Annotated in this window: 16 protein-coding genes; 2 read left to right on the top strand and 14 right to left on the bottom strand. The window is 38.3% G+C overall.

Going from position 1 to position 15476, the window contains the following annotated elements:
• Positions 1–284: 284 nt before the first annotated feature.
• Both HMPREF9075_RS13165 and folK read left to right on the top strand, forming a co-directional pair.
• Entirely contained in the window at positions 285–1238 is a 954-nt protein-coding gene (locus tag HMPREF9075_RS13165) for a phosphoribosylaminoimidazolesuccinocarboxamide synthase (RefSeq protein WP_009415448.1), read from the top strand.
• A complete protein-coding gene (folK, locus tag HMPREF9075_RS13160; RefSeq protein ID WP_009415447.1) occupies positions 1239–2366 on the top strand; it encodes a 2-amino-4-hydroxy-6-hydroxymethyldihydropteridine diphosphokinase in 1128 nt (375 codons plus the stop codon).
• Here folK and uvrA read toward each other — a convergent pair.
• From uvrA to HMPREF9075_RS13480, 14 genes are all read right to left on the bottom strand, one after another.
• Entirely contained in the window at positions 2353–5112 is a 2760-nt protein-coding gene (uvrA, locus tag HMPREF9075_RS05215) for an excinuclease ABC subunit UvrA (protein WP_009415446.1), read from the bottom strand. The two genes, folK and uvrA, sit on opposite strands and share 14 nt — an antisense overlap.
• A gap of 22 nt (positions 5113–5134) precedes the next feature.
• Positions 5135–6004 carry a DUF4249 family protein gene (locus HMPREF9075_RS05210; RefSeq protein ID WP_009415445.1) on the bottom strand — a complete coding sequence of 290 codons (870 nt, stop codon included), beginning with the start codon at positions 6002–6004 and terminating at the stop codon, positions 5135–5137.
• A gap of 33 nt (positions 6005–6037) precedes the next feature.
• Positions 6038–8407: a TonB-dependent receptor gene (locus HMPREF9075_RS05205; protein WP_009415444.1), complete on the bottom strand. Its 2370-nt coding sequence runs from the start codon at positions 8405–8407 to the stop codon at positions 6038–6040.
• Between the two features lie 28 nt (positions 8408–8435).
• The gene (locus tag HMPREF9075_RS05200; protein WP_034556956.1) at positions 8436–9308 is read right to left on the bottom strand and encodes an OmpA family protein; all 873 of its coding nucleotides are present in this window, start codon (positions 9306–9308) and stop codon (positions 8436–8438) included.
• A gap of 13 nt (positions 9309–9321) precedes the next feature.
• Entirely contained in the window at positions 9322–10950 is a 1629-nt protein-coding gene (locus HMPREF9075_RS05195) for an OstA-like protein (RefSeq protein ID WP_009415442.1), read from the bottom strand.
• 15 nt (positions 10951–10965) lie between these two features.
• Positions 10966–11724: an acyl-[acyl-carrier-protein] thioesterase gene (locus HMPREF9075_RS05190; RefSeq protein ID WP_009415441.1), complete on the bottom strand. Its 759-nt coding sequence runs from the start codon at positions 11722–11724 to the stop codon at positions 10966–10968.
• A 1-nt stretch (position 11725) separates the two neighbouring features.
• On the bottom strand, positions 11726–12511 hold the full coding sequence (locus HMPREF9075_RS05185; RefSeq protein WP_009415440.1) for an HAD family hydrolase: 786 nt from the start codon (positions 12509–12511) through the stop codon (positions 11726–11728).
• Positions 12512–12899: 388 nt separating this feature from the next.
• A complete protein-coding gene (locus HMPREF9075_RS05180) occupies positions 12900–13139 on the bottom strand; it encodes a hypothetical protein (protein WP_009415438.1) in 240 nt (79 codons plus the stop codon).
• 6 nt (positions 13140–13145) lie between these two features.
• Entirely contained in the window at positions 13146–13433 is a 288-nt protein-coding gene (locus tag HMPREF9075_RS05175) for a hypothetical protein (RefSeq protein WP_009415437.1), read from the bottom strand.
• Entirely contained in the window at positions 13411–13875 is a 465-nt protein-coding gene (locus tag HMPREF9075_RS05170; protein WP_009415436.1) for a hypothetical protein, read from the bottom strand. The genes HMPREF9075_RS05175 and HMPREF9075_RS05170 overlap by 23 nt, the downstream gene beginning before the upstream one ends.
• Before the next feature lie 8 nt (positions 13876–13883).
• Complete coding sequence (locus HMPREF9075_RS05165; protein ID WP_009415435.1) at positions 13884–14237, bottom strand: hypothetical protein; 354 nt, start codon at positions 14235–14237, stop codon at positions 13884–13886.
• A gap of 109 nt (positions 14238–14346) precedes the next feature.
• On the bottom strand, positions 14347–14703 hold the full coding sequence (locus HMPREF9075_RS05160; protein ID WP_009415434.1) for a hypothetical protein: 357 nt from the start codon (positions 14701–14703) through the stop codon (positions 14347–14349).
• A 3-nt stretch (positions 14704–14706) separates the two neighbouring features.
• The gene (locus tag HMPREF9075_RS05155) at positions 14707–15000 is read right to left on the bottom strand and encodes a hypothetical protein (protein ID WP_009415433.1); all 294 of its coding nucleotides are present in this window, start codon (positions 14998–15000) and stop codon (positions 14707–14709) included.
• Positions 15001–15268: 268 nt separating this feature from the next.
• Positions 15269–15476 (bottom strand): hypothetical protein (locus HMPREF9075_RS13480; protein WP_009415431.1); only part of this gene is annotated, 208 nt, incomplete at its 5' end.

Raw genomic sequence — 15476 nt, 5'->3', positions numbered from 1 at the left:
TGAGCGAACCTTGAGCGAAGGATGAGCGAAGGATGAGCGAACCTTGAGCGAAGGATAACACTACAATAATGCGCCTTCCGCTGGCGCAAGCTTGTAGCTTGTGCCTAATTCAAAATTCAAAATTCAGAATTCAGAATACCCCACACCTCCCCCAAGTCCCAAAAGTCCCCCAAGTCCCAAAAGTCCTACCCGTCCCACCAATTCAAAATTCAGAATTCAGAATTCAAAATTCAAAATTATTTTGTATCTTTGCCCCCTGAAAGGTAATACAACATTTTTTGAAGATGAATACCATAACAAAAACAAAATTCAACTTTCCTAAACAAAAGTCGCTGTACAAAGGAAAAGTTCGCGATGTGTATCAACTTAAAGATGATACACTTATTATGATAGCTACCGACCGCATCTCTGCCTTCGATGCCATTCTTCCTAAAGGTATCCCTTATAAAGGACAAATACTCAACCAAATGGCGGTCAATTTCTTACAAAAAACAGAAGATATAGTCCCTAACTGGTTGATAGCCTCGCCAGACCCTAACGTTTCTATAGGGCAAGTCTGCGAACCTCTGAAAGTAGAAATGGTCATTCGTGGATACTTGGCAGGGCACGCGGCTCGCATATACAAACAAGGTGTCCGAAAATTATCAGGCGTAGCTCTTCCTGAAGGTTTGCGCGAAAACGACATCTTCCCGCAGCATCCTATCATTACACCAGCTACTAAAGCAGAACAAGGGCTACACGATGAAGATATTTCACGCGAAGACCTCATCAGGCGTGGTATTGTAAGTGAGGAAGATTATCGCTTGATGGAAAAATATACTTATGCTTTGTTTGCACGAGGCTCCGAAATCGCAGCGCAACACGGACTTATTTTGGTAGATACCAAATACGAATTCGGAAAAACTCGCGATGGCGAAATCGTCCTAATAGACGAAATCCATACCCCCGACTCATCTCGCTACTTCTACAAAGAAGGATATGAAGAGCGACAAGAAAACGGGCAACCTCAAATACAACTCTCTAAAGAATTTGTACGACAATGGCTTATCTCACAAGGATTTCAAGGTGAAAAAGGACAGAAAATACCACCTATGAGCGATGAGTATGTGCAATCAGTATCTGAGCGCTACATAGAGCTGTACGAGCAAATTATGGGTGAAAAATTTGTAAAAGCTGATACCACTGATATAGAAGACCGCATCTATAACAATGTAATGCGATTTTTAGAACAAAATTAAGTGAATCACGACGTATATATATCATTAGGAAGTAATTTAGGCAACCGAAAATCATACTTGCAGCAGGCTATTGAGGCTATTGCTACGCAGGTAGGTACTATTGTAGATATAGCTCCTATTTACGAAACTCCTTCTTGGGGCTTCTCTGGCGAAGCTTTCCTCAATACTTGCTTGTTATGTCGTACCCACCTCCCTGCCGAGGAGGTAATGGCTCAGTTGCTTCGTATTGAATATAGCTTGGGGCGTGAACGCATACCCAATAAAAAAGAATATCTATCTCGCACTATCGATTTAGATATTCTTTTTTATGATGATAAAATTATTAATACTGAATTTTTAACCATTCCGCACCCCTTGTTGCAGCATCGTAAATTTGTGCTTAAGCCTTTGGCAAGCCTCAATGATACTTTGCTACACCCGGTGCTACAAAAAACGATAGCCGAATTGCTCAATACTACCGATGATACTTCACCAGTACAGCGATTGTCAGAACAATTAGCATTCCCTGCCCAAAAATCACCCTTCTTGCACTATAAATACATTGCCATTGAAGGAAATATAGGTGCTGGGAAAACTACGCTGGCTACCAAAATAGCACAAGACTTCAACGCTAAACTTATTTTAGAACAATTTTCAGATAACCCCTTTTTGCCAAAGTTTTACCAAAACCCAAAGCAATATGGTTTTACGCTCGAAATGTCGTTTCTTACCGAGCGATACCAGCAAATGAGTGAGCAATTAGCCCAAATGGATTTGTTCAAAGAATTTGTTGTTTCTGATTACGATATCTTCAAATCGCTTATATTTTCCAAAGTAACGCTTACAGAAGATGAATTTATACTCTATCGCAAGCTATTCTACATTTTATACAGTCAAATCATTAAGCCCGATTTGTACGTATTCCTATACCAAAACACCGATCGCTTGATAGAGAACATAAAAAAAAGGGGAAGAGATTATGAACAAAACATCTCCCCCGATTATCTTAAAAAAATCCATTACGGATACTTAGATTTTATACAAAAAAATACAGCTATCAATTCGCTTATCATTGATGTTACCGACCTTGATTTTGTAAAGCACTACAGTCATTACGACCTGATAGTGCAAAAAATCAGAGAGAATTAGCCAAGAACTGTGCAGTATAGCTTTCGCTGTGCTTAACGAGTTCTTCAGGTGTACCTTGAGCTACAAGATTACCGCCTTTAGCACCCCCTTCTAAGCCCAAATCAATTACATAATCTGCCGATTTTATCATTTCAATATTGTGCTCTATCAAAATTACAGAATGTCCTTTCTCAATAAGAGCTTGTAATGAAGTGAGCAGCTTGCGTATGTCGTGAAAATGCAAGCCTGTAGTAGGTTCATCAAAAATGAAAAGTACCTTTTCCTTACTCTCCGATTTTGATAAAAACGAAGCTAACTTAATGCGTTGTGCTTCCCCTCCTGATAAAGTAGATGACGATTGCCCCAAGGTTACATATCCCAAGCCCACATCTTGCAAAGGTTTCAGTTTCTCAGCTATTTTCATTTGATGACACTCTTTGAAGAAAGTGATAGCATCATCAATTGTTGTATTTAGCAAATCGTCTATATTTTTACCTTCAAAAGTAACCTCCAGCACTTCTTTCTTAAAACGCTTGCCGTTGCAGGCTTCGCAAGTAAGGTGCACATCAGCCATAAACTGCATTTCAATAGTTACTTCACCTTCGCCTTTGCATACCTCACAACGCCCTCCTTCTACATTGAAAGAGAAGTGTTTAGACTGAAAGTTACGCATTTTAGCCAATTTCTGTGACGCAAATAAGCTCCTAATATCATCATAGGCTTTGATGTAGGTAATAGGGTTAGAACGGGTAGATTTACCAATAGGGTTTTGGTCTACAAACTCTACGCTCTTCAGTTGCTTGTATTTGCCTTCTAATTTAGTAAATTGACCTATTTTTTCGCTTGCTTCTCCCAATTCTTTCTGTATGGCAGGGTACAATAGTTTTTTTATTAAAGTAGATTTACCGCTTCCCGATACACCTGTTACTACAGTAAGCATATCCAGCGGAAAAGTAACATCTATGTTCTTTAAGTTATTTTCTCGGCAGCCTACCAAACGAATGTAGTGCGGCGAAGTACGCCTTTTAGCAGGTACTTCAATAGAAAGCCTACCGCTAAGGTATTTCCCAGTGAGGGTATCAGCTTTTAGCAATTCTTGATAAGTACCTTTAGCTACAACTTCTCCGCCGTGGGTGCCAGCTTCAGGACCTATATCAATAATATAGTCGGCAGCTTTCATTATATCCTCATCGTGTTCTACTACAATTACGGTATTTCCTAAGTCGCGAAGCGCCTTTAGCACCCCTATAAGCCGTTCGGTATCACGAGGGTGCAAGCCAATGCTGGGCTCATCCAAAATATACATCGAGCCCACCAAGCTACTTCCCAAAGATGTTGCCAAATTAATGCGCTGGCTTTCTCCTCCCGATAGTGTGTTTGATTTGCGGTTTAGGGTAAGGTAGCCCAGTCCCACATCGGCAAGAAAGCGCAGCCTATTATTGATTTCTATCAAAAGACGCTTAGCTACTTCCTGCTCGTAAGGCGTAAGCACCAGCGACTGGAAGAAGCCTTGTAGTTCCTCAATAGGCAGTTCTACCAAGTCCGATATACTTTTACCAGCTATCTTCACATAGTTAGCTTCTTTGCGCAAGCGCCTTCCGTGGCATTCGTGGCAACGAGTTTTACCCCTATAGCGTGCCAAAAGTACCCTATTTTGTATTTTATAACTCTTTTCTTCTAATTCTTTAAAGAATCCCGTAAGCCCTGTAAAGTGCTTATTGCCGTCCCATATTAGCTGTTTTTGAGCGTCAGTAAGCTCAAACCAAGGGCGATGAATAGGAAAGTCAAATTTATAAGCGTTATTAACCAATTGGTCTCTATACCAGCTCATAGTTTCGCCTCGCCAAGGGTAAATGGCGTTTTCATATACCGAAAGCGCTGTATTGGGCACAATGAGTTCTTCGTCAAGCCCTATGGTATCGCCGTAACCATCGCAAGTAGGGCAAGCTCCATAAGGATTGTTAAAGCTGAATAAGTGTACATTAGGCTCTAAAAAAGTAATACCATCTAATTCAAACTTATTGCTGAAATGTGTCTGTACTACCCCATCCATTTCTTGAAGGTAACACTCACCTTTGCCTTCAAAAAAAGCCGTATCTACAGCATCTGCAAGTCTATGACGAAAATCTTCATCGTGTTGCACAATTACCCTATCTACGACCAACTGAAACTCTTTCAAATTAGTAGGAAGTTGATCGCCATCTATACGCAGTATTTTTTCGTTGTGAAGAATACGCACATAGCCCTGTTGTAGTAGTAATTGCAGTACCTGCTCGGTAGTGTGGTCGGCAGGGATAGTAATAGGAGCCAATAATAGTAATTTAGTACCATCAGGGTAGGCGAGTACAGCATCTACCACATCACTTACGGTGTGTTTTTTTACCTCCTCACCCGATATGGGCGAATAAGTTTTCCCTATACGAGCAAATAGCAGTTTCAAGTAGTCATATACTTCTGTTGAGGTACCTACTGTAGAGCGAGGGTTTGAAGTATTTACCTTCTGCTGAATAGCGATGGCAGGCGCAATACCTACAATATTATCTACTTTAGGCTTATCAAGCCGCCCCAAAAATTGCCGAGCATACGATGATAAGCTCTCCACATAGCGCCGTTGTCCTTCAGCGTAAAGGGTATCAAACGCCAATGACGACTTCCCCGACCCCGATAAACCTGTAATTACTACAAACTTATTGCGGGGTATGGCTACTGTAATATCTTTTAGATTGTGTAATTTAGCTCCTTTTATAAGTATCTCTTCAGTTTTCATTCCAATTACTAATAAACATTAGTTATCTTACTATGTATTCAGTTTCAGTATATTGCGACACCCTAAATCCTCCCAAAGGATTTTGTTTCTTGTTTTGAGTATTTATAATGTTACCCACAGCTCTTGCAGGGGTTGAATAATTACCTTGTCGGGTAGGGGGACTCAATAAAAACTGAGCAAACTCTTTATATGACGGATTTACCCGATGAAGTCTCACACGTATTCTGTCATTTTGCTTTAAATCACCCTTTTTTCCAAGTGTTATAAAGAAAAATTGGTTATTAGCAATATAAGTATCGTCCAATAGTCCAAAATATCTTTTACTAACGTCATCGTTTTCGTCTAAGCGCACCAAATAAGTGTTAGCTGTACCATCATTAATACCACTAAAGAAGAATTTTAGCTCTATTTGCTTCCCTAAAAGCCCCCCATCGTTGCGCTGTAGCACTCTGTTTAGCGGAATTATAGGAGCTTCAAGCATCTTGCTCTTAGCTTTATAAGTCTGTCCATTCAGTTCAATTGTCAGTTCATACACTTCCCCTAAACTCACGGGTATTCCTCCAGTAAATGTATAGCGGCTGCCACCTTTTAGGGGTACTACATTAGCACCTGTAAGTGTAGTAGTGCCATCCCATAGGCTCAGCTGGTAGGTGCGTGTAGCAGTGCTAATCTTTACTACCGCGTCAGTAATAGCAGGCGAGGGAGTGTCAGAAAAATAAGGCTGTGTACGGCTGATATCTACTATAGGCTGCGCTTTAGTGTCCCCTTTTTTCCAGTCTAGGGCGGCATCTATTACCAGTTGCTGAGGAGCATTGTCCAATTCAAGGTCTATTACCTCCTCACACGAGCTGAATATCAATAAACTGATAACTATTATATATAATTTCTTCATCGTTGTCCAATAGTTTTTATTACCAATGTTTCCTTAAAAAGAAAAATTATAGGTAACGCTTGGTATAATGCCAAATATAGAAAGTTTTACCGCTTCATTGCGGCTTGTTTCCTTGTTTTCTCTGAAAGAAATACTCACGGCATTTTTGCGGTTGTATGCGTTGTAAACCCCAAATACCCATTCGCTTTTCCAGCGTTTGTTAGTCTGCGAAGGCGTATAAGTTGCCGAGAGGTCTAATCGGTGATAAGTAGGCAGCCTATATTGGTTGCGTTTGCTGTAATTAGGAATTGTATTCCCCAAATAATAGTATTTGCCTACAGGAAAGTTTGCTGGCAAGCCCGATTGCAGATTGAATACCCCGCTAAAACTCCATTTGGGACTAAGCGCATAAGTAGCTGTAATTGATAAATCGTGAGGTTTATCATAAGCGGTACTATACCAGTCTCCGTAGTTGATGCCTATTTCTTCAGCAGTACGTCCTGCCGTTTTCATTTCCGATTTTGAAAGTGTATAAGCAATCCAGCCCGTCAGTTTACCTGTGTTTTTTCGCAACAAAAGTTCCAAACCATAAGCCCTATTGGTACCCGATAGCAGTACCCGCTCTATAGCCTCATTTGCAATCAAGTTCGCCCCATCTATATAGTCCAACCGATTTTCTACACGCTTGTAATAAGTCTCTATTTCAGCCGTATATTTATCATCTACAAAGTTTGTAGCATAGCCCAAAGCCCATTGGTTAGCCAGTTGTGGCTTGATAAAACTATCACTCGGTGTCCACACATCCAAAGGCGTAGGCGACCCCGTGTTAGAAATCAAGTGGATATATTGTGCCGTGCGTGCGTAGCTCGCCTTTACCGAGTGGTTGTCGTTAAAAGCGTAGCTCATTGTTAGGCGAGGTTCTAAATGTGAGTAAAGATTGATAATCTTATTGCTGCCGTAATAGTCAGTACTTATAGGCGTTGCCGAATAGTATACTTGTCTATCCCTATTGAAAAGCACAGCCTCGTTATTCTTGTAAACATTCATTGTTCGCCTGCCTAAGTGATAAAAATTACTAAAGCGCAAGCCATAAGATACATTTAGCCCCTCTGTTATTTTCTGCTCGGCATCTATATAAAAGCCCATTTCAGCAGCGTATTTATGAGCTAATACCCTTTCTTTGATAGTTGAAGTGTCAGAGGTCGGAACTATTTTACCAGGTTTGAAAACGTAATATAACCCCTGCACCCCATAAGAGAGCTTCAGTTCCTCCGATAAGTAGTTTTTAAAGTCGTATTTTAGGTTAAAATTCTCAATCCCCGAAGTCCATTTCATATCTATCAGATTAAAATCAAACAAGTAATCGTAATTACTGTAGATTGCCGAAAGGTTAGAGAACAGTTTGTCAGTAAATAAATGATTCCAACGCAAGTTTACTAAAGCATTACCATAAGCATTGGTAAGGTTACTACTCAAGCTAAAGTAATCACGACCAAAATACCCCGATAAGTATAGAGCATTATTGGGGTCTAATTGGTATGAAAGTTTAGTGTTTAAGTCGTAAAAATAAGCAGAGTTCTTATTATTGCTCAGTTTCAGAAATAAATGAGCATACGAGGCACGTCCCCCTATCAAAAACGAAGCCTTATCTTTCACAATAGGAGCTTCTACCAATAGCCGTGATGATAATACCCCAATACCTCCCGTAGCCGATAGTTGGTTTTTATTACCTTCTTTTTGGTAAATATCAAGTACTGAAGAGATACGCCCCCCGTAACGTGCAGGCATACCTCCTTTGTATAGCTTCATATCGCGTACAGCATCAGCGTTGAATACACTCAAAAAACCAAATAAGTGAGCCGAATTAAAGATAGTAGCCTCATCTAAGAGTACTAAATTTTGGTCGGCAGCACCTCCGCGCACGTTAAACCCCGATGAAGCTTCCCCAGCATTACTCACACCAGGCAGTTGCATCAGCGATTTTATAATATCTACCTCACCCACCAGTACAGGCAACTTTTTAGCCGTAGCTACGGGCAGTGCCACCACACTCATTTCGGGTTTGCGTACTGCCGCTTTTTGTGTAGTAGTATGAGCCGTTAGGTCTACCCCTGTAAGTTCTATTTCAGTAGGCGATAGTTTGTAATCTTTGCGTATGTTTTTATTTAGCGTAATGCTTTTTTCTATAGTAGCATAACCTATGTAATCAATAGCAATGGTATATTTACCTTCAGGCAACGTAATCGAGTAAAAACCGTACTCATTAGTTGTAGTTCCCGTTTCTAACTCTTTAATTACAAAAGTTACCCCCAGTAATTTCTCACCATTAGTAATATCAGTAATAACACCACTGAGGGTATAACGTTGTTGTGCTACAATAAAGTTAGAGATTAGCAGTAAGCATAATAGCAATCCTTTTTTCATTGAGTTTTATGTATAAATAAAGCAACTTTTATTTTCCTTTACCACCAATAGCAGGGTCTTTCATTCCCTCCTCAATCATATTGTAAAATTGGTCAAGTTTAGGCAATACCACTATGCGCGTACGGCGGTTTTGGGCGCGCCCTTCTGCTGTAGTATTAGTAGCCAGCGGAACGTAGTAACTACGACCAGCAGCTGTCATACGCTCAGGAGCTATTCCAAAGTCGTTTTGTAGCACACGCACTATTTCAGTAGCGCGCATCACGCTCAAATCCCAGTTGTCGCGTATACAATCTTTTTTGATGCGTACATCATCAGTGTGTCCTTCTACCATAAATTCAAAATCAGGCTTATTGATGATTACCTTAGCCACCTTTTCTAGCACGCTCTTTGCGTTTTTAGAGATAGTATAACTACCACTGCTAAACAACATCTTATCCGATATGTTGATGAAAACAACCCCTTTTTCCACTTTTATGTCTACATCTTGGTCATCAAGGTTACCCAATACACCTTTCAGACTTTGTACCAAAGCAAGGTTTACCGAATCCCTACGAGTTACCGCATCGCGCAAGTTCTTTATTGTCAAATCCTTTTCGCGCAAGCTCTCCAATGATTTTTCAAGGTTCTCAGCCCCTTTTTTTGTAAGAGTGGTCAAGTTACCCATATTGTTCAATAGCTGCTGGTTGTTTTCCTTTAGCAAGTCAACTTGGTTTTTCAAGCTCTCACTCTTGTAAAGCAACTTGCTTTTTTCATCTTCACACATATTTAACCGCACTGTAGCCGAGTTTAGCAAATCTTCAGTTTGCTTTTGGCGTTCTGCCAGTTCAGCATATTTCTTTTTTGATACACACGAACTCCCCAAAAGTCCTACAACACACAATGTAATTACTAATTTTTTCATATATTTTATTGTTTTAAATTGAAAGTTCAAGATTCATTTTTTTCAGTTCTTCCTTGTCTATTTCTTCAGGTGAGGGCATTCCCTTTATCGTTTTTGGAGTTATTTGTAGTTCCTCTTCACTAAAAATACCCTCTTTGCTCAAAATACGTTCATCACCTCGCCACACAAACTCACGAAATTTTCGGTCAGCCATAGGCAATTTCTCTTCCGGATACAATTTACCCGATGGTTCAGTGATAAACACCGTTTGTTGCACCTGCTGCTTCTTGTCCAAATATATCTTTATCCTACTACAACTCAGCTTGTTGATGCCTACAAGTTGTTGGCTATCGTTATAAATGTAGTAAATAGTCTCCGTATTCTGAAAAAAGTCTATTTGTCTAAGTGTATTATCCCTAAATTTGCCATATAGCAATTTTCCTTTCACTTGGTTATAACCATCGCCCAGTGTGTCTTTTTCCACCACCAAAGCATTGTCAAACACCTTTAGCGAATCCAGCTTTTCCGTTTTAAGATTAGCTATTAGGTGCATATTTGTTCCCGTCATTTGGCTTTCACCCGTCCAAGCCACAGGTTTCCCCAGCAATTGCGTCAGTCCATTAGCTTCGTCAGAGTGTATCGAGTCGCATTTAGCTTGCATATCTTTTTTGAAAATACGAGCATCAGGATAAGCACGTATAATCCGTTTTTGAGGTTTCCCCGTTACAAGTATCCGTTTCCCGTGCATATACATCGAGTCTTTCTCTACCAAAGTGATGATTACCGCTTTTTTAGTGATAAACATAGAGTCTTTAGCCTTGTGTATCTCCCCATAATGCCCTTTCACCACCGTCTTATTCACCGTGTCCAAAATCACAATATTGTTACTCCCCGATGAAAACTGACGGCGTTTGTCAAAATACAAACTGTCGCCTACCAAAGTCTTAAGGTCATACTCTATTTTAGCGTGTTTCATAAAGTACCCTTGTTCGCGCCGCGTGTCGTAAAAACCCCGCTCGCAATATACCTTATAGTCGCTACCTTTTATAGTCGTTTTACCGTAAAAATAAGCATTTCCCGAATTGTGGTAGTAATCCAACACCTGCGAATTTACCACAAAATCCTTATTTACTATCTTTACCGAATTAGTAAATTGATTTTTTTTAGCCGTTACGTAATAACGCCCCGTTTTGCTCGTCAGCTCGTTGTCAGGGTCAGTTATCTTTCCAAAATTGTTGTAATAAGCCTCCTGAGTATTGCGGTCAAAGAACAATTCTTCAGTCTCAAGGGTCATATTCCCGTTGTGCAGTACCACCCCTTTTTTAGCAACTGCTGTTTTGGTATCACCTTTGTATGATATGTATTGGCTGCTCATTTGCAGGGTATCCCCCTGCTGTAGTTGCACATCACCGTGAGCAATCACCTCATTGCGTTCCTCGTATAGCACTGCCAAATCACACCATATTTCCAATCCCTGATGCCTAAATTGCACACGCTGCCCGTCCGATTTAAATATCGTAGCACCAGGGTACTTCACATTGTCAATAGTAAATTCCCCCCCGTACACAATCTCTATCCGCTTAGTTTTGCCCTCATTTTGAGCCCTCAGCGCATTGCCAAAAGCAAAAAAGCAAAGTACTATGTAGCATAAAGTTCTTTTCATTCAGTCCGTTTGTCCTTATGGTTTAATCCTTTCGGCTATCCAGTGCGATATGAATGCAGGTTTTGCGCCCCCTATCTTTTGTGCGTAGTGATAAAGCTCTACCAGTTTGTGTTCCTCGTCCAAGTACCTACCCTTGCTTTTAAAACCCTGCATCACATCACCCATAAATGTCTCCGATAAAAAGTTGATGTCGTATTCTTTTATCACAAATTCCCGGTGATTGCGTTCGCTCATCATATCCAAAGCCCATTGGGTATATTTCACATTATTCACGTGCGAATTGATATCCAAATCACTCATTCTTACCTCAAATTCCTTTACCAAATCCATTTCTTCAGGCAAGGTGATACGTTCTGTTTGAAATGAAAGACGCCCATCAGTACGTGGGTGGAAAAGCCCCTGTTGCGCTGTAAGGTCTATCGGTCTGCGTGTTTTGATATCCATTGTTATCCAAGTGCTCGCACATTCACCTATCTTTTGGTCGTTCCAAAATAGTTCAAACTCCCTAAAAGCATACACGCCTTGCACAGGCAGCGACCACGTTTTTACTGTGATGCGGTCGTTCCAATTAGGCCAGTAGTTCATTTTCAACTTCTGTTGCACTAGTGCCCAAAAAAATCCACGTTCTACTAATTCTTTATAGCCAAAGCCCAACAAGGCAGCGTGTTCCGATGCTATATCTTGCAGCATCCCAAGCACCCCATACAAGCCCAATTGGTTGTTCAAGTTCACTTGGGTGCTACGCACTTTATAGGTTTCTGTAAAAATTTCCATTTTATTTTAAAATCTTTTCTATTTCTTTCACTACACCCGCTTCGTTATTGTCGTATTCAGTTACGTACTTAGCAAGTGCTTTTAGTTCTTCCTGAGCGTTTTTCATAGCATAGCTGTGCTTAGCGCATTGTATCATCTCCACATCGTTCATATGGTCGCCAAAAACTACCGTTTCTTCAGGAGTAATTTCCAGAATCCGTTGCAAATGCGTTATAGCATTACCCTTATTCACATCTTTGCCCGTAATGTCCAGCCATATTTCCCCCGAGATAACCACATTGAAATCATTTTGGTACTTTTTCAAGTACTGATACGAGTTAAGTCGTGATATGCCCTCATCGCATATCGTAATTTTGAAAATATCATCATCAATAGCAGCAAAATCACTCACCGTAGTATGAGCAGGATAGTGCCGTGCTATTTCGTCAAAAATCCACTTACTATCAGTTTTTATATACGCCCTATCACGCCCACAAAGTGCCACCCCTATTCCGTTTATTTCGTTGCAAGTACGCATAATAGGCAAATAGTCAGCAGGAGTTATAAGTTTTTCAAAAAGAGTTTTATTTTGGTATATTAGCGAAGCACCATTATCAGGAGCGTAAGCAATGTTGTTTTTGATAGGGGCAAAGAGCTCGTGCAAACTCTGTATTTGTCGCCCACTAGCTACGCAAAACAAAATATCCAGCTCTTGCATACGTTCAAAAGCCTTCCAAAAAGAAACAGGCACTTCCTTTTCGTTGTTCACCAATGTACCATCAATATCCGATACTATAAGTTTTATCATACCACGATTTTTTGGCAAAAGTACAAATTAATTTTGAAACAGCCAATTCCACCCCAAAGTGATTAAAAAAAACTTTTTCATTTTCGCACTACTCTACCCCCGCTGGCGCAAGCGTGTCGCTCGTGCCCAATTCAAAATTCATAATTCCCCTCGCTCCCCGCTGGTGCGAGCTTGCAGCTCGTACCCCAATACGCCAATTCCACCCCAAAGTGATTAAAAAACTTTTTCTTCTTCAGGCTACTCTCTTTTAAAAGTTAGAAGTATGAAACTATTTTCTTTGTTTTTGCATACCTTTAGCCTTTACTTTTAAGACTTATCACTATACACTTATTTCAGGATATGACAGCTACACCTATGCTAGTTTTTGTCTAACGAGAACAATGAGAATTTATTTCATAATAGGAGGAATTATCTCTCTATTTTTAAAAGCATCATAATTAAATCTAATCCTCTCTGCAAGAACAGATAATTCATCATAATTTAAATTAAGTTCACTTCCTTCTAAATAAAAACTTCTCGGATAATCAACGTAAGAAGCGAAAAACATTACAGTTAATATTTTCTTATCATCAATTTCGTACAAAATATAATCCCATCTTTTTATATATATTTCTTTTATTTCTCCCATAATGTTTTAATATATATCTTTTATAGTATAATCAATATCTTTCACCATTCCTTCTGTTTTAATAATAGCTTCTAATTTTCCATTGGGTAACTTTCCTCCTGGCAACCATAAATCATTAGTTCCAAATTCATTTCCACTTGGAACTTCTACTTTATATCTATCAGAAATTTTAAAATCAATTCTTACTAATCCTCCTTCTTGTAGTTGAGTTGGCGGAATTCCTAACTTACACTTTAAATTGGTCTTTAAAAAATCTATATCTTTGATTATATCAATACTTATAAAAGTCATCATTTGATAAGCTCATATCAAAATTATATTTTCTTTTTAGATTTATAATAATCCATTTAATATTATTGTATATTTCTATATTGTTAAAATTAAGTGTTTCTATATTTTTAATAAATAAATCTTTTAATTCTTTTGAAATTTTCCATTCTTTCTTTAGTTTTTTATCTCCCTTGAAGCTATGCACAAAATATGACCATAATATTCCTAAAAGTTGTAACAAATCTTCTCCTGAAATATCTTTTTTTGTTTTCAATATTTTAATGATATTTTCCTCCGTTAATTCATAGTTTTCACCTTCTAATAAATAATATTCTAAGATCTCTGAATAAGTATCTGTGCTGTCATGCCCTCCTCTATCTCTGTCCATAACAAAATACTTTCCTTTTCCTAAAAGGAAATCTTCTATTTCATTATGTAGTATAGATTGTTTATATTTATTATTCATATAATTATTTATTTTATTTTTAATACATTATTACTTCCAAAAAAATTAATAAACGTATTCCAATCTTTATTATGAATAAGATTTTCTGAATTGGATATTACAGCTTCCTTAGTTCCATGTATTGTATATCCTCCAGGGATCCATAACTCATCATAGGCTCCCACTTCATTCCCGTTAGGAAAATCAAAAGTAAATTTCTCAGGAGGCACTTTGACAAAAAACACTTCATATGTCGCTTTAAAATAATCTTTCCCTAAATCTAATTCCTCAATTAATACATTTAAATTCTTATTAGAATCATTATATTTCCTTATTACTCCTTCCATACCACTTCTTAATCCAATAAATTTTCTTGGAGCCATTGTGATATAATTTGATTCTACAACATCTCTTCTTCTAATAATAAAAGCACCTCCTTCTTTTTCAAATTTTGTTAAGTGTTACTAAATAATGTATAATAGAGTCTAAAGATTATGTCACAATCAATTTTTCTTGAATCAATCTACAACGTTTTTCAGGTGAGTGCCCCCCCCATTCTGTATAAATGAAATAAAAAGAATTATAATCTATGTCCTTATAAATTTTACAATTATTATAAGGGTAATAATTTAAAGATATAGGATAATTTGCAGACCAATAATTCTCATTTGTATGACATTCTTCCATTGTGATACCATCATCAGAATTTTCTACTTCTGAAATAAAAATTAATCTATTTTCTAAATCTTTACTAAGAATATTCCAAGATATATAATCTTTAGCAAAGGGGTCTGAATAATTATCAACATTAGAATGCTTCAACATTTCTATTAAATCTTTATTTGTCATATTTTAGAATTTTTTTACTTTTTCCCATTTAAATTGATTTTTAAGAAAATCTATATCCTTATTATGTATTATTGATATGTTAGAGTTATTTTTATTTATTAAAACAGCTTCTCTATATCCTCCTGATGTTTTACCTACTGGTATCCATAGATCATTTGTTTCTATCTCATTACCACTAGGCATTTCAAATTTAAAATTAGAACCTTCTACTTTGAAAAGATATAAATCATCTTCTACTCCTTGCAAATTCCCCCGCTGGTGCGAGCTTACAGCTCGTACCCCAATATTACCAAACATTATATTTTCAAATCAATTACCCCCGCTGGCGCAAGCGTGTCGCTCGTGCCCAATTCAAAATTCAGAATTCAAAATTCATAATTCCCCTCGCTCCCCGCTGGTGCGAGCTTGCAGCTCGTACCCAATACGCCAATTCCACCCCAAAGTGATAAAAAAACTTTCTCTTCTTTGGGCTACTCTCTTTTAAAAGTTAGAAGTATGAAGCTACTTTCTTTGTTTTTGCATATCTTTAGCCTTTGCTCTTAAGACTTATTATTGTAAACCTATTTCAGGATATGACATTCTTTTCATACTCCCATCGTCCCAATTCTTTTCTCTTTTCTAACTGGTGCAAGGCTAACTTCTTTATTTCGGTATCATTAGTCTCAGATGCCAAATTTTCTAATGCTAAAAGACTCTCAGGCTGTGGTTGAGCTCCTATGGCATAGATGATTTTTCGCACATAAGGATATTTGAAGTCATCGTCTTCTAAATAC

The organism is Capnocytophaga sp. oral taxon 332 str. F0381 (genome assembly GCF_000318275.2).
Lineage (GTDB): Bacteria > Bacteroidota > Bacteroidia > Flavobacteriales > Flavobacteriaceae > Capnocytophaga > Capnocytophaga bilenii.
The sequence above is the reverse complement of the archived record's forward strand: the minus strand, read 5'-3'. Positions and strand labels throughout refer to the sequence as shown.